Origin of the sequence: Leeia speluncae (assembly GCF_020564625.1) — a bacterium.
Lineage (GTDB): Bacteria > Pseudomonadota > Gammaproteobacteria > Burkholderiales > Leeiaceae > Leeia > Leeia speluncae.
The window spans coordinates 508692-530064 of the sequence record NZ_JAJBZT010000001.1 but is presented as its reverse complement, the minus strand read 5'-3'; the positions used below and the strand labels follow the sequence as shown (position 1 = coordinate 530064).

The 21373-nt window shown below is 44.1% G+C and carries 19 protein-coding genes and 2 tRNA genes; 10 read left to right on the top strand and 11 right to left on the bottom strand.

The genetic code is table 11. From position 1 onward, the window contains the following. Positions 1 to 23 precede the first annotated feature (23 nt). The gene (locus LIN78_RS02565) at positions 24 to 1892 is read right to left on the bottom strand and encodes a sensor histidine kinase (protein WP_227178151.1); all 1869 of its coding nucleotides are present in this window, start codon (positions 1890 to 1892) and stop codon (positions 24 to 26) included. Between the two features lie 227 nt (positions 1893 to 2119). On the opposite strand from LIN78_RS02565, the gene dnaX reads away from it, so the two are divergent. The 4 genes from dnaX to LIN78_RS02545 all read left to right on the top strand — a co-directional run bounded on the left by dnaX (position 2120) and on the right by LIN78_RS02545 (position 5641). Next, positions 2120 to 3955: a DNA polymerase III subunit gamma/tau gene (gene dnaX / locus LIN78_RS02560; RefSeq protein ID WP_227178149.1), complete on the top strand. Its 1836-nt coding sequence runs from the start codon at positions 2120 to 2122 to the stop codon at positions 3953 to 3955. 99 nt (positions 3956 to 4054) lie between these two features. Beyond that, entirely contained in the window at positions 4055 to 4390 is a 336-nt protein-coding gene (locus tag LIN78_RS02555) for a YbaB/EbfC family nucleoid-associated protein (RefSeq protein WP_227178147.1), read from the top strand. A gap of 7 nt (positions 4391 to 4397) precedes the next feature. Continuing rightward, a complete protein-coding gene (gene recR, locus LIN78_RS02550; RefSeq protein WP_227178145.1) occupies positions 4398 to 5000 on the top strand; it encodes a recombination mediator RecR in 603 nt (200 codons plus the stop codon). Continuing rightward, positions 4997 to 5641 (top strand): nucleotide-binding protein, encoded by a 645-nt coding sequence (locus LIN78_RS02545; protein WP_227178143.1) that lies wholly within the window; start codon positions 4997 to 4999, stop codon positions 5639 to 5641. Before recR ends, LIN78_RS02545 begins: the two co-directional genes overlap by 4 nt. 12 nt (positions 5642 to 5653) lie before the next feature. Here the strand turns inward: LIN78_RS02545 and LIN78_RS02540 are convergent, their stop codons facing one another. The 3 genes from LIN78_RS02540 to LIN78_RS02530 all read right to left on the bottom strand — a co-directional run bounded on the left by LIN78_RS02540 (position 5654) and on the right by LIN78_RS02530 (position 8437). After that, positions 5654 to 6427: a ParA family protein gene (locus LIN78_RS02540; protein ID WP_227178141.1), complete on the bottom strand. Its 774-nt coding sequence runs from the start codon at positions 6425 to 6427 to the stop codon at positions 5654 to 5656. An 88-nt stretch (positions 6428 to 6515) separates the two neighbouring features. Next, the gene (locus LIN78_RS02535) at positions 6516 to 7937 is read right to left on the bottom strand and encodes a PhoH family protein (RefSeq protein ID WP_227178139.1); all 1422 of its coding nucleotides are present in this window, start codon (positions 7935 to 7937) and stop codon (positions 6516 to 6518) included. Positions 7938 to 7972: 35 nt separating this feature from the next. After that, entirely contained in the window at positions 7973 to 8437 is a 465-nt protein-coding gene (locus LIN78_RS02530) for a peroxiredoxin (RefSeq protein WP_227178137.1), read from the bottom strand. Between the two features lie 146 nt (positions 8438 to 8583). On the opposite strand from LIN78_RS02530, the gene LIN78_RS02525 reads away from it, so the two are divergent. The 4 genes from LIN78_RS02525 (at position 8584) to LIN78_RS02510 (ending at position 9813) form a co-directional block, all read left to right on the top strand. Next, complete coding sequence (locus LIN78_RS02525; protein WP_227178135.1) at positions 8584 to 8922, top strand: DUF2325 domain-containing protein; 339 nt, start codon at positions 8584 to 8586, stop codon at positions 8920 to 8922. Positions 8923 to 8994: 72 nt separating this feature from the next. Then, the gene (locus LIN78_RS02520; RefSeq protein WP_227178132.1) at positions 8995 to 9549 is read left to right on the top strand and encodes a hypoxanthine-guanine phosphoribosyltransferase; all 555 of its coding nucleotides are present in this window, start codon (positions 8995 to 8997) and stop codon (positions 9547 to 9549) included. Positions 9550 to 9608: 59 nt separating this feature from the next. Beyond that, positions 9609 to 9681: transfer RNA gene (locus LIN78_RS02515), tRNA-Ala, on the top strand. A gap of 56 nt (positions 9682 to 9737) precedes the next feature. Continuing rightward, positions 9738 to 9813 (top strand) — tRNA-Glu (locus LIN78_RS02510). A gap of 102 nt (positions 9814 to 9915) precedes the next feature. Here LIN78_RS02510 and LIN78_RS02505 read toward each other — a convergent pair. The 7 genes from LIN78_RS02505 to LIN78_RS02475 form a co-directional block, all read right to left on the bottom strand. Continuing rightward, positions 9916 to 10374 carry a c-type cytochrome gene (locus LIN78_RS02505; RefSeq protein ID WP_227178131.1) on the bottom strand — a complete coding sequence of 153 codons (459 nt, stop codon included), beginning with the start codon at positions 10372 to 10374 and terminating at the stop codon, positions 9916 to 9918. Between the two features lie 61 nt (positions 10375 to 10435). Continuing rightward, positions 10436 to 11839 carry a flagellar protein export ATPase FliI gene (gene fliI, locus LIN78_RS02500; RefSeq protein WP_284700238.1) on the bottom strand — a complete coding sequence of 468 codons (1404 nt, stop codon included), beginning with the start codon at positions 11837 to 11839 and terminating at the stop codon, positions 10436 to 10438. Positions 11840 to 11845: 6 nt separating this feature from the next. Next, positions 11846 to 12541, bottom strand: coding sequence for a FliH/SctL family protein (locus LIN78_RS02495; protein ID WP_227178129.1), 696 nt, complete (start codon positions 12539 to 12541; stop codon positions 11846 to 11848). Continuing rightward, positions 12531 to 13529, bottom strand: coding sequence for a flagellar motor switch protein FliG (gene fliG / locus LIN78_RS02490; RefSeq protein WP_227178127.1), 999 nt, complete (start codon positions 13527 to 13529; stop codon positions 12531 to 12533). Before fliG ends, LIN78_RS02495 begins: the two co-directional genes overlap by 11 nt. After that, a complete protein-coding gene (fliF, locus tag LIN78_RS02485; protein ID WP_227178124.1) occupies positions 13526 to 15271 on the bottom strand; it encodes a flagellar basal-body MS-ring/collar protein FliF in 1746 nt (581 codons plus the stop codon). The genes fliG and fliF overlap by 4 nt, the downstream gene beginning before the upstream one ends. Positions 15272 to 15322: 51 nt before the next feature. Beyond that, entirely contained in the window at positions 15323 to 15643 is a 321-nt protein-coding gene (gene fliE, locus LIN78_RS02480) for a flagellar hook-basal body complex protein FliE (RefSeq protein ID WP_227178122.1), read from the bottom strand. A 218-nt stretch (positions 15644 to 15861) separates the two neighbouring features. Then, complete coding sequence (locus LIN78_RS02475; RefSeq protein ID WP_227178120.1) at positions 15862 to 16422, bottom strand: thermonuclease family protein; 561 nt, start codon at positions 16420 to 16422, stop codon at positions 15862 to 15864. 132 nt (positions 16423 to 16554) lie between these two features. Here LIN78_RS02475 and LIN78_RS02470 point away from each other — a divergent pair, with 132 nt between their 5' ends. Together LIN78_RS02470 and aceE are read left to right on the top strand one after the other, a co-directional pair. Then, positions 16555 to 18150 carry a peptide chain release factor 3 gene (locus LIN78_RS02470; RefSeq protein ID WP_227178118.1) on the top strand — a complete coding sequence of 532 codons (1596 nt, stop codon included), beginning with the start codon at positions 16555 to 16557 and terminating at the stop codon, positions 18148 to 18150. Between the two features lie 503 nt (positions 18151 to 18653). Further along, positions 18654 to 21323 (top strand): pyruvate dehydrogenase (acetyl-transferring), homodimeric type, encoded by a 2670-nt coding sequence (gene aceE / locus LIN78_RS02465; protein WP_227178116.1) that lies wholly within the window; start codon positions 18654 to 18656, stop codon positions 21321 to 21323. Positions 21324 to 21373 lie beyond the last annotated feature (50 nt).

Genomic DNA, 21373 nt, shown 5'->3' with positions numbered 1-21373 from the left:
ATAGCCAAGGTCATCAAAAATGATCAGATCTCGATCACTTCGTCCTTACTTTCCGTTACTGGTAACCATACATAGAATATAGCCCCATTTGCAGGTTCAGTCTGATTACTTGCCCAAATTTTTCCACCATGGTCTTCAACAATCTTCCGAGAGATTGATAAACCCAAGCCAGTACCTCCTGCGCCTGTTTTTGTTTGACTACTTTGGATAAACTTATCAAAGATTAGCTCCAACTCCTCCAACGGAATACCTGGACCTTGGTCAGAAATAGAAAGCAGCAAACCTTTTTTCCCGTCAATCTTGTAATTCTTCGTTAGCACACATTCGATCGTCGACTCTTCCGGGGCAAATTTCAACGCATTAGAAACGATATTCGCTATCACCTGTTTCATACGCTGCTGATCGATTAACACAACCGGTTCATCATCTATAGGTAAAAGTTTAAGCGGTACTTTCTTTGATAACGCTAACGATTGGAACTCATCAAGAATCTCATGCGTTGCCTTTGCTAAGCTAGAAGGTCTGCGAAGGTATGTCATTCGGCCTGCCTCTAGTTTAGACAAATCTAGCAAATCGTTTAGCAAGCTGAGTAAGCGGTGGGCGCTAATTCTGATTTTTGAAAAGTACTGACGAACTTTATCCGCCCCAACCTCTTCCACTCGACGTTCGCCAATATCAGAAAAGGACAAAATCGCATGCATTGGCGTGCGTAATTCATGAGACATATTAGACAGGAACTCGCTTTTTGCAGCGTTTGCCGCTTCTGCACTTTCTTTCGCTTTTAAAAGAATTGTCTCTACTTCCTTTTGCTCAGAAATATCCGTCAATGTGCCAATATAGCCAGTCAAATTTCCTTGATCATCCAGAAGGGGGAGTAATTTACAATCCACCCAAAATGGGGTTTCCAAAACTGTCGCCGCTAAAAACTCAGTCATAAAGGCAGACTTATCACGCGAATGCAGATGCCAAAGATCAAATATTCGGCTTCGCTCAGTCTCTACAACCAACTCTGTCCAGTCAGAACCAATCACACTTTCAACAGAAATGCCGGTACGGCCTGTCCAGTAATTATTAATGAACAAGCAACGCCCAGTAGCAGTGACACGGAAAATACCTACGGGGGCATTACTAGCTAGCGTCCGGAAGCGATGTTCAGAAGCCCTCAATGCTTCTTCCACTTGCTTTCTAGCCTGAATATCCGAGTTAAGTTGCTTATTCTTTTCCTCGAGTTCTCCCACCATCTTTTCAATTGATTGGCGGGTAAACTCAAGACTATTACCTAACATGCCTAATTCATCGCTTCGGGTCCAATTGAACGACAAATCTAAAGCGCCAGAAGCAAGGCGCTTCGAGTCATTAATCAACTGAACAAGTGGTTTAACCAAACGTATTTGTAGTAACCAACTAATTAAGGCCAATGATATGAACAATTGGCCAATAATCAGCACCCAAATCCCGGTAATTTGAGCATTCAAATCTTTATGTAGTTGCTCATCATCCAAGACCAATAAAACGCGTCCAATCGACTGACCTTCATGCACAATCGTCTTTTGCTCTTGCCACTGTGTCGCCCGCTTTCTCTCGGGTTTAAAACGATCGACAAACTTCCCAAAATTTGCATCTGTCACCGTCACACGAACAATACGCGTATCCCGCATCAATGAATCAACCAGACGCTCAGCCGTTGCAAAGCTCATATCCCATAAAGGTTGCTCTAAAGAAACAACCAAATTATCGAGCATGATTTGCCCTTGAGACTCAAGGTTTTTACGGAGAGCTATTTGGGAATAACGCAAAGAAATAACGCTGCTGACCAGTGCTGGAATCAGCAACCCCATGGCAATCACAAAAAAGATTGCTTGGCGGATGGAAAGAGTACGCTTAGTAATCACTTACCCTGTTAGCCTTTGCTTGAGAAAAAATCAGTTTCCATTACTGCCGCAATAGAAGTATCACGTGATTCATTTAATATTTATTTTGGATAGTTATTTCAACTATAGTCGAAAAACTGCCAAAATAGCTAAAAACTCGATGATTTCTGAAATTTAATCTACGACTTTAAATAACAACGTGCGTGAGCGTCTTCGCTTCGTGTGTGATTCTGGTAGAATTCAGGTCTATGACTTATCAAGTACTTGCTAGAAAATGGCGCTCCAAGAACTTTGCTCAAGTAGTTGGGCAAGACCACGTGGTTCGCGCGCTCACCAATGCCCTACAAACAGGTAGGTTGCATCACGCTTATTTATTTACCGGCACTCGCGGTGTTGGCAAAACATCGCTTGCTCGTATTTTAGCGAAATCTCTAAACTGTGAAGTCGGTATGACAGATACCCCATGTGGTACCTGCAACGCCTGCCAGCAAATTGATACAGGCAGATTTGTTGACCTGTTAGAGATCGATGCGGCAAGTAACACTGGTATTGATAATATCAGAGAAGTACTTGAAAACGCTCAATATGCGCCAACTGCAGGCCGCTTTAAAGTTTATATCATCGATGAAGTGCACATGCTTTCTAAAAGTGCATTTAATGCGATGCTAAAAACACTAGAAGAGCCGCCTGCACATGTAAAATTTATTCTTGCAACGACCGACCCACAAAAAGTGCCAGTAACGGTTTTGAGTCGTTGCCTTCAATTTAATTTAAAGCAAATTCCTCCTTCAGTGGTTTCTGAGCACTTAGCGCATGTGTTGACCGCTGAAAACATCACGTTCCAAAACAGTGCATTAATACAAATTGGGCAAGCCGCACAAGGTAGTATGCGCGATGCGCTGTCTTTACTAGATCAAGCGATTGCCTACGGTTTAGGAAACGTCACCGTTGATGCAGTTCAGGGCATGCTAGGTACCGTTGAAAATACGCATCTCTTTAACGTCTTAAATGCTGTTTGCGAAGGGGCTGGCTCAGCAGCGATTCGTGAAGCTCAAGAAATGCAGGCTAGATCAATTAATTTTGATCAAGCACTTCAATCCTTGGCGCTGATTCTTCATCAAACGGCCCTTGCTCAAACCGTACCTGCAGCGATTGATAACACGTCGCCCGATTATGATCACTTAATCAAATTGGCGAAGCGGATTCCACCTGCACATGTACAGCTTTATTATCAAATTGCAATTCATGGGCGAAAAGAGCTCGAGCTAGCACCTGATGAATATGCAGGGTTTACGATGGCAATCATGAGAATGCTTGCGTTTAAACCTGCAAATTACTTGCCAGAGACAATCTTACCCACAGCTCAAGCAGTAAGTTCTGACGTGACGTCAAAATCAGAAGTCACCGTTACGCCTACACATAGTGCCGTCATCACAAGCAGCGAAGAGCCCTCAGATATATCTTCACCGCCAGCTGCCCCTTGGGAAGATAACGCTCCAACTACAGAAAATGTACCTGTAGTCGACTCATCAAACAGCGTGCCGAATGAAACAATAACCATTGATCAAATGGCAGAAGTTAATTCATCTTCGGAAGTACTAGAGGCCGTCAGCATTTCTGCTGAAGATATCCAAGAAGTTACAAATCCTGAATCCGGGCAAGCACCACAACCAGAAGCGCCAGTGCAAATCCCAGAACTAGCATTGGAAAACGCGGAAGATTGGCAACAAATAGTCAATGAACTGAACTTATCTGGCATGGCGAGTATGCTCGCAAAACACATGTCCTTAATCAGCAGAAATGACGAAGAGTGGACATTCAAGTTACCTGCTAATCAACAACCTTTAAGACTTCAAGAAGAAAAAGTTAAGGAAAGTCTTTGGGCGTGGCTAGGTAAAAAAGTGATCATCCGGATTGAGTTAGGTGAGTCCGAAGGCCCTGCTCCCATTCATTTAGAGGCCAAAGCAAAAGCAGAACGCCTAGAAGCTGCCACGCAAGCAATACTGACAGACCCGGTGGTTAGTTTTTTAGCAGAACATGCAGGGGCAAGGCTAATTGATGATAGCGTCACGCCAATTGGCTAACAAGATTGAATTTCAATGATTTGGACTTATATGCTGAGCATTGAAATGAAGAAATAAAGTTTGCAGTTGTAATTATCTATTCGGTTAGGAGATTTAGAAATGTTTAAAGGTGGCCTAGGCAATATCATGAAACAGGCCCAGCAGATGCAAGAGAACATGCGTAAAGTGCAAGAATCTCTAGGCCAGATCGAAGTAGAAGGTCAAGCCGGTGCTGGTATGGTAAAAATAACAATGACATGTCATCACGCAGTCAAACGTGTCAATATTGATCCTAGCCTTATGTCTGGCGACGAAGATGATAAAGAAATGCTGGAAGATCTAATCACAGCCGCGTTAAATGATGCCCTGAACAAAGTAAAAACCACATCAGACGAAAAAATGGCTTCATTTGGTGCAGGTTTAAACCTACCACCAGGCATGAAATTCCCATTCTAAGACCACAATGAAAGATAGCACGCCGAGTATACTGAACGAACTAATTGATTCGTTAAAGTGCCTTCCTGGGGTTGGTCCAAAATCTGCACAGAGAATGGCTTACCACTTACTTCAGCGAGACCAAAAAGGGGCTCGGCGTCTAGCCTTTTCCTTGAACATGGCATTAGATGGACTAAAGCAGTGCAAGCGGTGTAATAACTATAGCGACACTGAGGTTTGTGAACTTTGTCTCGATGCAGATCGTGATGCAACAAAGCTTTGTGTTGTTGAAATGCCTGCAGACCTAAATCGAATGGAACAGGCAAAATGCCATTCTGGTCTTTATTACGTGCTACAAGGGAAAATCTCCCCGTTAGATGGCATTGGACCAGATGATATACAAATTGATCGCCTTCTCACCCGTGCGAAAGATGGAATTGTTGAAGAGGTAATCTTGGCAACCAATTACACTGCAGAAGGTGAAGCAACGGCCTACTACATCTCCGAGATGCTAAAACGATCTTCCATTCTTGTGACGAGAATTTCGAGAGGCATGCCCGTAGGCGGCGAGTTAGAATACGTCGATACCGGCACACTCGCGCAATCAGTTTACGAGCGAAAAACATTATGAGCACTCGTAAAATTCTCATCGCAAACCCTAAAGGTGGTAGTGGCAAATCAACGCTCGCAACCAATCTTGCTGCCATGTATGCATGGCAAGGCAAAAAAACCATGTTGGGAGATGTAGATCGTCAACAGTCCAGCCTCAGATGGCTATCGCACCGACCCGATAATCTGCCAGAAATTCATAGCTGGGAAATTCAAGAAAACGGTCCGGCTAAGCTACCAAAAGAAACAGAGATAGCTGTACTAGATAGTCCTGCTGGATTACATGGAAAGAAACTAGATCAACTTATTCAAACCGTCGACCAGATGATTATTCCCATTCAATCATCACAGTTTGATATGTGGGCGGTAGAAGAATTCTTGGAAAAAGTGCTAGATCATAAGACAATCCGCAAAGGGAAGCTGCAGATTGGCGTTGTGGCAATGAGACAAAATGTCAGAACTCAGAGCCATCAAAAGCTGACCGAGTTTATTCGAGATAAAGAACTACCATTACTCGCTACTATTCGAGACACACAACTCTATCTTCAAACCCTGCCAAGAGGGTTAACCTTATTCGACTTACCCGCGCAGCGATTCACAAGAGATAGAGAGGCATGGCGAGGAATTGAAAACTGGTTAAAACAAACTGATCGCCATGCCTAATTGAAGTAAGCATTAGTCACCAATTGGCAAAAAGCCACATCCGACTAACTCTTCGAATAATTTAGTATACTCATCCGCGGCCGCTTTTGCTGCATCGTATTGAAAAACGTCTTTACCAAGCAGTAATGCTTCGGCCAGTGGAGCACTCTCACTAATGACCGTATCACATACATCATCCCCAAACGTATCACGAAGCTTATCTACAATTTCCTGTGAGGTTTTACGATCTTTATCAAATCTCGTGATTAGATAACGGCGTTTAAACTTGCGTTTCAGCGCATGCTCCAACCCCGTCAAAGTATGAGAAAGTTGAACTGCACCTTGATAAGAGAGGTAGTCAGCAGCAACTGGGACTAACACACGTTCTGCAGCAACAAGGGCATTTATAGAAAGCACGCCAAGCATCGGACAACAGTCAAAAACAATTGGCATGTCAGGTGTTTCTAACATTTCAGAACGAATGGCATTTCTTAATTTCGTTGCAATTCTTGGCTCACGACCAAGCAACATGTCCATCTTACATAATTCAATATGTGATGGAATGAGATTAAAGCCATTTGGCAACTGTCGAATTAAATCGGTTAGCTGTCTACCTTCCTTATAAAATCCATACAAAGAAGTACCTAATTGGGTTTGCACCCCTGCCAACATAGTCAAATGGCACTGCGGATCTAAATCTAGCAACAACGGATGAACATTATCCCGACGCATCGCGGCAGAAAGATTAAATGAAGTGGTTGTTTTACCTACGCCACCCTTTTGATTAAAGACTGCCAGAATACTCATCTCGTCAACCTGTTCAGAAGTGTCTGTTCATCCAAAGAATTGGCCGGCGAAGGCCGGCCAAACAATTACACATTATACAAGAAAAAAATCACAGTGCTTCAGCAGCGTAATCCGCAAGACGAGATCTTTCACCTCTTTGCAAGGTTATATGACCAGAATGGGCCCATCCTTTAAAGCGATCCACCACAAAGGTAAGGCCAGAACTACCCTCGGTTAAGTACGGGGTATCAATCTGAGCAATATTACCAAGACATACCACTTTAGTGCCAGGACCAGCACGGGTGATCAGTGTCTTCATTTGTTTTGAAGTTAAGTTTTGCGCCTCATCGATAATGACCAACTTATTTAGAAATGTTCGTCCACGCATAAAGTTTAAAGATTTCACTTTAATCCTTGCACGAATTAAATCCCTAGTAGCTGCACGCCCCCACTCACCCGCATCTTGATCGGACTTATTAAGCACATCGAGGTTATCTTCTAACGCGCCCATCCAAGGGGTCATTTTCTCTTCTTCAGTACCTGGTAAGAAACCAATATCCTCACCAACTGGCACCGTCACCCGGGTCATGATAATTTCAGAGAAAATTTTCTTCTCTAATGTCATCGCTAAACCAGCCGCTAATGTGAGTAAGGTTTTCCCTGTTCCCGCTTGACCCAGTAAAGTGATGAAATCAATCTCAGGATCCATGAGCAAATTCAAAGCAAAATTCTGCTCACGATTTCGCGCTGTAATCCCCCAGATATTATTCTTTTGATGAGAATAATCTGTCAGCGTTTCTAGGACAGCAGTAGAGCCACTTTGCTCGCGCACAATGGCTGCAAACTCACCCCCGTCATTTGGATGGTACACAAACTCATTGACCACCAATGTTTTGCAAATTGGGCCTTTAAGTTTATAAAAGCTACGATTACCCTCTTTCCAACTAGACATATCTTTACCATGCGTCTCCCAAAAGTTAGCAGGGAGTTCACGCATGCCGGTGTACAGCAGATCAGTATCTTCAAGTACCTTATCATTGAAATAATCTTCAGCAGAAAGGCCCATTGCACGAGCCTTAATCCGCATGTTGATATCTTTCGAGACAAGGATCACTTGTCTAGTCGGATGCTTTTCCTTGAGTGCCAGCACAACAGATAGAATTAAATTATCTGCCTTGCCAATCGACATCGTCATGGATTGAACAGGAACCAGTGGTTCTGTTTGCAAAAAGAGCCTACCTGAAGCCGCGCCTTGAGAATGCTCTGAAAGTGCAATACCTTCAGTGAGAATGTGCTCTACATTTCCAACCATCTGATCAAGAAATCGACTAGCCTGACGTGCATTTCTCGCAACTTCAGACATCCCTTTCTTGTTGTTATCCAACTCCTCTAACGTCATCATTGGCACAAAGATATCATGCTCATCGAACCGATAAAGACTGGTTGGATCGTGCATTAAGACATTGGTATCAAGAACGAACAGCTTAATATCTACATTTTTTTTCTTGCTGGACTTCCTTGTGGTAGCCATATTCTTACCTTTCAAGAGGAGATTTTGAATACCAGTCACGAAACTGATAGATTTTTTAGTAACTCCAATACCTCATTTACATGCCCAGGAACTTTGACGCCTCGCCACTCCTTTTCTACTTCTCCAGATGGAGAAATGATAAAAGTACTACGCTCAATACCTCTTACCTGTTTGCCATACATGTTTTTCATTTTGATGACAGTAAAAGCATTACATAACAATTCTTCAGAATCTGACAATAAATCAAAAGGAAAAGTCATTTTTGACTTGAAGTTTTCATGAGACTTGATGCTATCTCTCGACACGCCCAAAACAACCGCACCTAACGATTCAAACTCATGATGTAAATCGCGAAAATTCTCTCCTTCTGTTGAACATCCCGGCGTATTGTCTTTTGGATAAAAATAAAGAACGATCCATTGGCCTGTTAAATCATTGAGAGAAATCGACTTTTCACCAGTCGCAGCCAATTTAATTTCACCAAAATTTGCATCAATCATTTTTGCACCTTATTTAAAGCAGTTCCCATGCCTTAAGCATCGTACATTCTGAATCTAGCCGCAAGTACAAACGCATGAAAAGTTGGTGATAATCAATTGACAAATGATAATGATTATCGTTTAATAAATAAAAAGGAGGATTTTCAATGAATGCAATATTAGTTGGTGCCGATACACTAGGAAACATTCCAGGCTTACTAGCCAATCAAGGAATAGGTATTTTGAAACATATTTCAGGGAGAAACGCTTCTCACCAGCGCAAGCTACCAGGCTTACCAAAAGATACTGACATTTTGATTCTATTTACCGACTTTGTTGGCCACAATGTGATGAGACATTTCCGCATGCTTGCACAAGAAAAGTCGATCCCTATTCTCGCTTGCCGCCGCTCTACTTGTGCACTCCTTGAAGGTTTACAACAAGCAGGACTGTGTAAAGAAAATCAATGTGATACGTGCCCAAATCAAACACGTAAGAAAAATTAATAAACAACCTTGCATTAGGGGTAGGAGTTTCCAGTAAAATACGATATTGAAGTTTTCTGTGAAATTTCCATCATGACATTTTCAATCGATGAAGCACGCCAAGTAATGGCGGAAGCAGACCTGTTGCATGGACAAGCGGAGATCAACGCAGCCATAGCAAAGATGGGGGAGAAAATTACCGAAGACATGGCAGACAGTAACCCAATAGTGTTCTGTGTCATGAACGGTGGACTGATCATCGCGGGTCAGTTACTTACCCATTTAAATTTTCCACTACAGTATGAATATATCCATGCTACACGCTATGGAGATGAGACAAGTGGTGGAAAACTATTATGGAAAGTACCTCCTAAAGCGGACCTAAGCGGTCGAAACATTCTGGTCATTGACGATATTTTAGATGAAGGCAACACGCTAGTTGAAATTGTAAAATCCTGCCAAGCAGCAGGGGCTGCTAGCGTAAAAGTAGCGGTGCTGATTGATAAACAACACAATCGAAAAGCCGATGGTGCACACGCTGACTTTGTTGGGCTTTCTGTACAAGATCGCTTCTTATTTGGATATGGCATGGACTACAAAGGGTATTGGCGCAACGCCCCAGGAATTTACGCTGTAAAAGGTCTATAATTTTTCAAATACCTCTTTACAAAAACTTTTAGCTAATGCATAATCTCGTTTCTTCGCAAGGGGGTATAGCTCAGCTGGGAGAGCGCTTGCATGGCATGCAAGAGGTCAGCGGTTCGATCCCGCTTACCTCCACAAGAGGAAAAAACTGAATGCCTCAAATCAGTTTTTTTTAACGAAGACAGGTTACTGTCCCCATCGTCTAGAGGCCTAGGACATCGCCCTTTCACGGCGGTAACCGGGGTTCGAATCCCCGTGGGGACGCCAATTAAAAAGCCAGCTGAAAAGCTGGCTTTTTTCTTTTACAGTCTCCAAAAAAATAACCGTTTCCAGCTAGTAAAAACGGTTATTTTTATAGCATATTTTTTATCAAAAATCTCTAAATTGCTGATGGCACTGGGCACAGGTATTTTCTAGGTCGTGATATGCCTTTTTAAAGGTAACAAAATCCACACGATCTGCCGCCATCACTTGCTTCATATTTGAAACAGCCCCTTTAAATGCAGTTACTTTTTGCTGAAACAATGCCTTGTTCGTCCAAACATTATCTTTAGCTGCACCATTTCCTGCAGATTTAAACTCTTCACTAAAGTATTTCCAAGGCTGATCGGAAAGTGCGTTTAGCGCATTCACCTCAGTCAACGCCAACTTTGCATCAAAACCCTTTTGACCACTCGCTATTTTAAACAACACTTCCTTTGAGGAAAGCATTTGTTTAAATACGTGCTTACGCATTGAAACAGGAGAATTCGGGTCTTCAGAATGACAAGCAGACAACAGCAAAGCCGTACTCAATATCACGCCAAGTGATATGAAAATCTTTTTCATCAATTGCTTTCCAAGTCGTAAATGATCGATAGACAGAAATGGAGACTCAACACTTGTTGCGTTACACCATTTGCTTATATAACGCAGCAAGATGCGCTCTAGCAGACAAGTAATTCTCTTGCTGATGAATATCTTGGCGCAAAAATGCATCCATTGAAGGAATGAGTGCCATTGCACGATCGAGAATAGGATCTGAACCACGTACGTAGGCGCCGACATTAATTAAATCTCTATTTCGCTGATATCGCGAATACAGATATTTAAATTGTCGCACCTGCTGCAACTCTTCTGGTTGGATAATATCAGTCATCACACGACTAATAGACTGCTCAATATCAATTGCAGGATAATGCCCTTGATCAGCCAATTGCCGCGTTAAGACAAAGTGACCATCAAGAATCGCCCTAGCACTATCGGCAATAGGATCTTGCTGATCATCCCCTTCAGATAGCACAGTGTAAAAGGCGGTAATCGAACCAGAATCAGGAGAGCCATTCCCTGCACGCTCAACCAAGCGGGGCAATTTTGCAAATACAGATGGAGGATACCCCTTTGTGGCCGGGGGTTCGCCAATTGCTAGTGCAATCTCACGCTGCGCCATGGCATAACGAGTTAAGGAATCCATAATCAAAAGTACATTATGACCTTGATCACGAAAATACTCGGCTAATCTCGTTGCGTAACTCGCCCCATGCAGACGCATTAAAGGCGGAGCATCCGCAGGTGCGGCCACCACCACAGATCGTCGCAGCCCCACTTCACCGAGAATGTTTTCAATAAAGTCCTTTACCTCACGACCGCGCTCACCAATCAAACCAACCACTACTCGATCAGCTGCAGTGTAGCGAGCCATCATCCCCAAAAGGACACTCTTACCGACACCAGAGCCCGCAAACAAGCCCAATCGCTGCCCTTGCCCAACAGTCAGCATTGCGTTAATTGCCCGCACACCAACATCCAGCACCTGCCGAACAGGCGCTCGTTCCATTGGGTTAAATGGCTTCGTGGTTAATGACACCATTCGCTCAATATCTAGCTTACCCTTACCATCTAATGGCTGACCAACACCATCCAACACCCGACCAAGCAACCCTTCACCCACTGGCACCTGGCGCCCTTTATCTTCAGCGGAAGCGGCACGAAGATAAGCCTTACCAAAAGTGGGAGTATGCTGCCCTAATGCCTCTACAGGTACGACACGGGCCCCGGCCTCCAAACCGTAGGCATCCGATAATGGCATCAAGAATAGGCGATCACCCGAAAATCCCACAACCTCTGCTTCAATGCGAAGATCGCCCGCCTCTACGATACAACTCGCCCCCACAGGCAAGCGAAGACCAGAGGCTTCCAAGACCAAACCAGAGGCTTTGACTAGGCGACCATAAGACTGCCACGGAGAAACATCCTGCAGCGCCGTCATTGAATGGGATAGGTAAGATTTAAAATCAGAGAATTCGTAAGGCATTGGGGATTATCGACCAAGCGCAGCGAGAACGCGCTTCCATCGAATCTCAAGGGACAAATCAACCTCACCTTCGGCCGCCAATAATCGGCAATCTCCACGATTAATTTGACCATCAGGAATTAATTGCCATTTACTGCCATCTGGCAACGTGAGATTTAAGCGGTCTTGTAGCAGCAGCACATCATCAGGGTGCATTAAAATACGTGGGTTAGTACCCAGAAATGGAGATGCACTGATCGCTTCTTGAACAATCGGCCCTAAGCGAGCTGGCTCATCGACTAAGGTTTGTCTTAGCACTTGCTCTGCCAACCGAACCGACAACTCGACCAAATCATCTGCCAATTGAATTTGCATCGTGCTAAATTGAAAATCGAGCTGTCCGATGAGAGACTCGAGCTGAGATTTGAGCACAGTAATTTCATCTTGCGCTTGAGAGAGACCCGCTTGGTAGCCATCTTCAAATGCAGCTTGATGAATCGACTCCAATTCTTCTGGCGTGGGGTAATTCTGCGCTTCGATTAACTCCTCAGAAAGATCTACTGAGGAATCCTCCACCAATTCAGGCGCAATAGACTCCGCAACAAGCTCCTCCACTTCCACAACCGGTTGTGGAGAGGCTGGTGCCACCCCCTCAAAAATAGGCGACATTTCCCATCTTTGATACTGAGTCAGCATTTCAGCTGGAATGACTCTATTCGACAAGACCTTCGTCTCCGCCCTTACCACCTAGCACAATTTGACCTTCATCAGCTAAACGGCGAACCACTTTAAGAATTTCTTTTTGTTCAGCCTCAACTTCAGACAACCGTACAGGCCCTTTTGCCTCAAAATCATCTCTCAACATTTCAGCGGCACGTTGCGACATGTTTTTGAAAATTTTATCGCGCAACGCTTGGCTTGTACCTTTTAGCGCCAAGACGAGCGAGTCGGACTGCACTTCACGAAGCAACAATTGAATTCCGCGATCATCAATATCAATAACATTCTCAAAGACAAACATTTTGTCTTGAATTTTCTGAGCTAGCTCAGGGTCGTACTCACGAATAGCCTGAATAGCCGAAGTTTCAACCACCGCCCCCATAAAGTTAAGGATTTCTGCCGCGGTCTTAACACCACCCAGTGCACTCTTCTTAATCTTGTCAGAACCTGAAAGTAACTGAGTCAATACTTCATTCAGGTCTCGCAATGCAGAAGGCTGAACACCCTCCAGAGTCGCCACCCGTAGCAAGACATCATTTCTTAAACGCTCAGTAAAACAAGATAAAATTTCGGCTGCCTGATCTTGCTCTAAGTGAACTAGAATCGTTGCAATAATCTGGGGGTGCTCATTTTTAATCAACTCAGCAACGGAAGAGGAGTCCATCCACTTAAGACTCTCAATCCCGTTATTATCGCCACCTTGCAAGATACGATCGAGCAAGTTTGCTGCTTTGTCGGTGCCTAGTGCACGAGTCAGCACAGAACGAATATATTCGTCTGCCGCCCCCAGATTTGCACGGTTTAATGTCGACGCTCTAAATTCTTTTAAAATACCTTCTACTTCTTCTTGCGTGACACCATCCATTTCCGCCATCGCAAAACCAAGCTTCTGAACCTCTTTTGGGCCCAAATACTTAAAAACTTCAGCAGCCTCTTCTTCACCAAGACTCATTAAAAGAATGGCACTACGTCGAACACCTTCTTCACTCATGCCGACTCCTCCTTCAACATCCATTCACGGATAATGGTAGCCACCACTCTAGGATCTTCTTTAGCCATTTGTTTAATAGTAGCCAAGTTTTCCGTGTAGGTCGCGAGTCTTGCTTCGTTTTCTGCTTTTTGCCTCAACTCGTCAGCGGATTGCTGATGCTCACTGACCGAAACCAATACACCATCGTCCCCGACAACCATTTCACCGGCTGCACCAGGCTCACCAGTAGCCGCACCAGCTGCCGCCCCACCTGCACCCGCCAATTGCGGCTCGAAACGCTTACTTGCACCAGTAAGGTCTCGCATAATTGGGCGAAGTACGCCAAAGAACAAGTAGAATACAATCAAGCCAACCACTGTGTACCTAGCAATATCCAACCAGTTGGTGCTAGCCACCGTGGTAATTTTTTCCATCATTGATGGCGTTACTAACGGCATAGAATCGGCAAACTGTGCGTTTACAAGATTCAGCGTATCACCACGTTGTGTATTAAAACCCATTGCCTCGCGCACAAGGTTTTCCGCCTGCCCCACTTCTGCACTCGTCAATGGCACATAAGTCGACTGACCGTTTGTAACTTTCGGTTTGTAATTAAGCACCACTGCCACCGACAGCCTACGCACTACACCTGTTGGCAAGAGTGTATGACTAATGGTCTTATCCACCTCATAATTAACGGTTGTTTCTCTGTGCTTCAGATTTGGGTTGGTTGCAGCAGTGCTAGCAGTTGTAGTCCCTGGCTGATTTTGAGCAACCAATGGCGCAGTTGCTGCTCCTGGTGGTTGATTAGACAGCGCACCAGGCACACCTGATGCACCATTTGCGTTATCCCCTTGCGTCTCTACGGTTTGCTGACTACGAACAGTGGCATCTGCAGGCGTTGGGTTTGGCTTGTAGGTTTCTGATGTTTGTTCAGTTTGCGCAAAATCTAACTGAGCGGTAACTTGTGCCTTAACATTATCCTTACCCCATACTGCGGCGAGAATATCTTCAATTCGCTTGGTATAACTTAATTCAACCTGATGTACATACTCTAACTGCTTTGCATCTAACCCCGGGTTTCTACCGGTGCTGTTTGCATCATTAGAAAGTAAATTACCTTTTTGGTCGACAATTGTCACATTTTGAACAGGCAAGTCTGGAACACTGCTAGCCACCAAATGCATTACACCGGCAATTTGCGCATCGTCCAAGATGCGTCCGCCACGCACATTCAGCAAAACAGAAGCAGAAGGTTTCTGCTGCTCACGTACAAATACGGTGCTTTTCGGGAATGCTAAATGTACCCTTGCACTTTCCACCGCATCGATTGACTCGATCGACCTCGCTAACTCACCTTCAATAGCTCGCTGGTAAGATACCTGCTCAGCAAACTGGCTCACCCCTAGGCGTTGATTATCTAACAGCTCAAAGCCTGCCGGCCCACTCTTAGGCAACCCTTGTGTCGCTAATCTTAATCGAACGTTATAGACCTGATCCTCCGGTACCTTGATGACATTACCAGAGTCAATTGTATAAGGGATATTCATCTGCTCTAGCGAAGCAATTACCGCACCGCTATCTTTGTCAGACAGATTACTGAAAAGGACTTTTTGAGAAGGTGTTTGACTCCACATCAACACACCAATAACCAACGCAAATACGGCAGCAATTGCTACCATAATACCTATTTTTCGCTGATTGGATAATTGTCCAAAGCGAGTAGAAATAGAGGAAAGTGATTGAGGGAATGCTTGAGCCATGAATTAAGTGAAAGTCGGGTTATCCTGCCAAAATCGTTAAGATAATTCAGGTTAGACCTGCATGTTCATGACTTCTTGATACGCGGAAACTAATTTATTTCTAACTTGCACTAGAGACTGAAACGAGAGGCTCGCTTTTTGCATAGACATCATTACATCTTGGATGTCCGCACCAGACTCACCGGAAGCAAATGCTTCTTGAGCACTGTTTGATTGTTGTTGCATAGAGTTGACTTGCTGCAAAGCACTTTGCAAAACACTCCCAAAACCAGGACCATCTTGCCCGACGCTTTCTACAGGAGAAATCGACTTAGCAGAATCCGACATAGATTTCATCTCAGCCAGCAGCGACTGCACACCATTGACGCTCATGCTTCCTCCTTGACCTCTAATCTAGATTCCATCGACACAATCCAACCAAGATTAACATGCAACCTTAAAGCGGATCTCCACGCACCCTTTGCAGGCTTATACTATATTATGACATAGCTTTTCAATTGTAATAGCCTCTTTACCTCAAATTTCCTAGGTTTTTAGAGCAATCAACACCAATCTAACAAATGGAAATGACATAAAAACGAATAATTCAGTTATTTTTGCCGCCGAAACTCCCAAGGTGCCTGGGGTTCAACATCAGACCACAATCCTGTTCGAGCAGCTTGAGCCTTTTCCTGTGCTACTTCATATTGTTCGAAATCTTCTTTTGACTGCGATTTTTTTGCATATTGCGTGTAATGCCAAGCCAAGCCACGCTTAACCTGCTCCAGATTGATATCTAATCCACCGGCACTTTCTGGTAAACGAATCACCGCTACTTTACGACCATACCGATCAGTATCAGTCACACGAACATCCACCATACGCCCATAGATAAGATCGGATAGTGATTGCTTAGATTTCATCCCAAAAGCTTGTTTTTTTTCTGGTGCATCAATAAAAGCAAAGCGAATTTTTATTTCTTGATTTGCACTGGTTAGCACTCGGATTGTATCGCCATCTGATACCGCCACCACCTTGCCATCAAATTCATTCGCCGATTGACCACTCGTTTTTTGATAATTCCAGCCAAACAAGGCAGAGATAACAGCAAGGACCAACAAGACAATTTGTTTATAAAATTTAAACTGACTGTTGTTTGTTTTTTTTCGCATAACACACCAAGGTAAAGAAAGGTCATCCATCACATGACAGAAGCCAAGGTACAAAGGTACAATATTAGATTATTTTATTTATGATTCAGATGGGCTTAGAAAAAGACATCTGAACCCTATCAGGTTTGATCGATGAGTATCATTGCACAAGAAGTTGCTAGACGCCGAACATTTGCGATTATTTCACATCCGGATGCAGGTAAAACCACCCTAACGGAGAAATTACTTCTATTTTCAGGTGCTATTCAATTAGCAGGTACTGTTAAAGGCAAAAAGTCTGGACGTCATGCAACCAGTGACTGGATGGAAATTGAAAAGCAACGTGGTATTTCTGTTGCGTCTTCCGTTATGCAGTTTGATTACCGCGACCACATCATTAACCTGCTAGACACCCCTGGACACCAAGACTTCTCTGAAGATACATATCGCGTTCTTACTGCTGTTGACTCCGCCCTAATGGTGATCGATGCAGCAAAAGGTGTAGAAGACCAAACAATTAAGCTACTTGAAGTTTGTAGACTTCGTGATACGCCAATTGTCACTTTCATGAATAAGTATGACCGTGAAGTACGTGATTCACTTGAATTACTAGATGAAGTAGAAAACATTCTAAAAATTCAGTGTGCGCCAATTACTTGGCCAATTGGCATGGGAAAGACCTTCCGAGGCGTATACCACATTCTAAGAGATGAAATCTTACTATTTGACGCTGGCCAAGACAGCGCCCAGCAATTGGTAAACGAGGTAATTTCCGGCATTGACAATCCGAGGCTAGATGAACTATTTCCATTGGAAATCGAGCAATTGCGTAATGAAATTGAATTAGTGCAAGGTGCATCTCATCCATTTAATCTTGAAGCATTCCTGTCTGGCAAACAAACGCCTGTATTCTTTGGCTCTGCGATTAATAACTTTGGTGTTCGAGAAATTCTAAACGCACTAGTAGATTGGTCACCGGCCCCTGCAGCAAGACACGCAACTAAGCGTGATGTAGAACCAACCGAAGGCAAGTTCTCTGGTTTTGTATTCAAAATTCAAGCCAACATGGACCCAAAACACCGCGACCGTATCGCATTTGTACGCGTGTGCTCTGGTAAATTTGAACGCGGCATGAAAATGAAACATCTACGCCTTAATCGTGACATTGCAGCCAATACAGTAGTTACGTTTATGGCGCACGAACGCGAACAGGTTGAAGAAGCGTTTGCGGGTGACATTATCGGTATTCCAAACCATGGAAACATGCAAATTGGCGATACCTTTAGTGAAGGTGAAGCCTTGGCTTTTACTGGCATCCCTTTCTTTGCCCCAGAATTATTTAAAACAGCACGTATTCGTAACCCATTAAAAATTAAGCAGTTGCAAAAAGGCTTACAGCAATTAGGCGAAGAAGGTGCGGTTCAGGTATTCAAGCCATTAAATGGTTCTGATATGGTGCTAGGCGCCGTTGGGGTACTACAGTTTGAAGTTGTTGCAAGCCGCCTTAATAATGAATATGGTGTAGAAGCCGTTTTTGAAAGCACAAGCACAGCGACAGCTCGCTGGGTTAGTTTTAAAGACAATAAGCAAAAAGCGGAATTCGAAAAGGCCTTACAGCACCAACTATCTGTTGATGCAGGCGGCAACCTTGCCTTCTTAGCTACTAGCCGAGTTAATCTGCAACTAACTCAAGAAAGATGGCCTGATGTTGTCTTCCATGCCACTCGCGAACATGCCGCTCAACTCTAAATAAACCCCACCACCATCTAAAAAGGTCAGCATTCATCGTGCTGACCTTTTTTTACATGCAAATTTGATTAAATTGATACAAATCAAACAACCTATTTGTCATATTAATGTAACTTTACTACAAGTCATATTTAGCACACAAAATATAAAATCTAGGCTATATCTGCGATCAAATCGATTTTGCACTGCAATAATACGCATTTTATCAAAAGTGAATGGATGTTTCGTTTTCAAATTATGTAGCAACATTACACTTTACGCATGCTAAAAGACTGTGGATAATACAGCCACTATAAAAGCGGGACCTATTTGTGGATAGCCTCCATAAATGGGTCAGTAACCAACCAGACTTGGTTCCTGACATTCCTCACTAACAAAAGTTGGATGGAGACAGCAAGGTTGCCAGCATGCGATTTATTGCCTTGTTGAATGGATGGGAGCAGAGTCTGCCAGCACATTACCCTTGTGCCTGGCATGTAATACTCTTATAAATGAGGCAGACCATGACAATTGGAAACACGCCCGAAGACCTAGATCCACAAGAGACACGTGAATGGTTAGAGGCTCTGGAAAGCGTTCTTGAAAACGAAGGTGCAGAACGCGCACAGTACATTCTAGAAACATTAACTGATAAAGCACGTCGCACTGGCGCTTATCTGCCATTCTCAGCAAATACGGCTTACCTAAATACAATTCCAACTCACAAAGAAGCACGATCTCCTGGTAATCATGAACTAGAAGATCGCCTACGCTCTTACATTCGCTGGAATGCGTTAGCAATGGTGGTTCGCGCCAACAAAAACTCTTCTGAGTTAGGTGGCCATATTTCCTCTTTTGCATCTGCAGCAACACTGTACGATGTTGGTTTTAATCACTTCTGGCATGCTCCAAACGAAAATCATGGTGGCGATCTTGTATATATGCAGGGTCACTCAGCACCAGGTGCTTATGCTCGCGCCTTCCTAGAAGGTCGTATCACTGAAGACCAAATGAACAACTTCCGCCAGGAAGTGGATGGTGAAGGACTTTCTTCTTACCCACACCCTTGGCTAATGCCAGACTTCTGGCAGTTCCCAACGGTTTCAATGGGCCTTGGCCCGATTATGGCGATTTACCAAGCTCGTTTCATGAAGTACTTGGAAAGCCGCAATCTATCTAAACATACCAACCGTAAAGTATGGTGCTTCTGCGGTGATGGTGAAATGGATGAGCCAGAATCACTGGGTGCCATCTCTATGGCTGGCCGTGAAAAATTAGATAACCTAATTTTCGTAGTGAACTGTAACCTTCAGCGTCTTGATGGTCCTGTTCGTGGTAACGGTAAAATCATTCAAGAATTGGAAGGTGACTTCCGCGGCGCTGGCTGGAATGTGATTAAAGTAGTTTGGGGTTCTTACTGGGATCCGCTACTAGCTCGCGACAGCAAAGGCCTACTGAAAAAACGCATGGAAGAGTGCGTTGACGGTGACTATCAGACAATGAAGTCTAAAGATGGCCGTTATGTTCGCATCCACTTCTTCGGTAAGTACAAAGAACTTGAAGACATGGTTGCAACCATGTCTGATGAAGAGATCTGGAAACTGAACCGTGGTGGTCATGACCCACATAAAGTCTATGCAGCTTACCACGAGGCAGTAAACAACCCACGTAGCCGCCCAACAGTCATTCTTGCCAAGACCATTAAAGGTTATGGTATGGGCCGTGCGGGTGAAGCGCAAAACATCTCTCACCAACAAAAGAAAATGGACATCGATTCACTACGTGAATTCCGTGATCGTTTCCATATTCCAGTATCTGACGAGCAATTGCCTGAAGTGCCATTCTTCAAGCCTGCTGAAGATAGCCCAGAGATGAAGTACATGCACGAACGTCGTGCTGCTTTAGGTGGTTATTTGCCTGCACGCAAGCCAGTTGATACCAAACTAGAGATTCCACCGCTATCTAACTTCGAACGACTATTGAAGTCTTCTGGTGAGCGTGAATTGTCTACCACCATGGCATTTGTTCAAATGCTTGGCTCATTGGTTAAAGATAAAGCCATTGGTAAGCACATTGTACCGATCGTACCTGACGAATCTCGTACCTTTGGTATGGAAGGTATGTTCCGTCAATTAGGTATCTGGAGCACTGAAGGACAGATGTATGTCCCGCAAGACTCTGACCAACTGATGTTCTACAAAGAAGACAAGAGCGGCCAGATTCTGCAAGAAGGTATTAACGAAGCCGGTGGTATGTCTGATTGGATTGCTGCAGCAACTGCTTATGCAAACCATGGCGTGCCAATGATTCCGTTCTATATCTACTACTCTATGTTCGGTTTCCAACGTATTGGTGACTTGGCATGGGCAGCGGGTGATTTACGTGCACGTGGCTTCTTGCTAGGCGGTACTGCTGGTCGTACCACCTTGAACGGTGAAGGCTTGCAGCACCAAGATGGTCATAGCCATATTTTTGCTGGCTTCATTCCAAACTGCGTCTCTTACGACCCAACCTTCTCATATGAAGTGGCAGTGATTGTGCAAGATGGTATGCGCCGTATGTATCAAGATAATGAAAATATCTATTACTACATTACCTTGATGAACGAGAACTACACCCACCCAGAAATGCCAGAAGGTGCAGAAGAAGGCATCCTGAAAGGTATGTACTTGCTAAAAGAAGGTGCACAAGATGCCAAACTGAAAGTACAGTTACTAGGCTCTGGTACTATCTTGCGCGAATCGATTGCTGCAGCTGACTTGTTGCGCGATGACTGGGGCGTAGATGCTGACATCTGGAGCGTGCCAAGCTTTAACGAATTGAAACGTGATGCAGTAGATGCAGAACGCTGGAACCTATTACACCCAGCTGCAGAACCACGTAAATCTTACGTGGAAGAGCAGTTATCAACTCGTAGCGGCCCATTCATTGCAACTACTGATTACATTCGCAACTATGCCGACCAGATCCGTGCATATGTGCCAGGTCAGTATGTTGTATTGGGTACCGATGGTTTTGGTCGTTCTGATACCCGTAAGAAATTGCGCCACTTCTTCGAGGTTGATCGTCACTTTATTACCGTTGCATCATTGAATGCATTGGCAAAAGAAGGCAAGATCAGCCGTGAAGTAGTTGCTCAGGCAATTACTAAATACGGTATCAACCCAGAAAAGCTGAACCCAGCTCTGGTATAACCCGACGACATCAACGGGGCAGCAAAAAGCTGCCCGTATAGGATACTTGC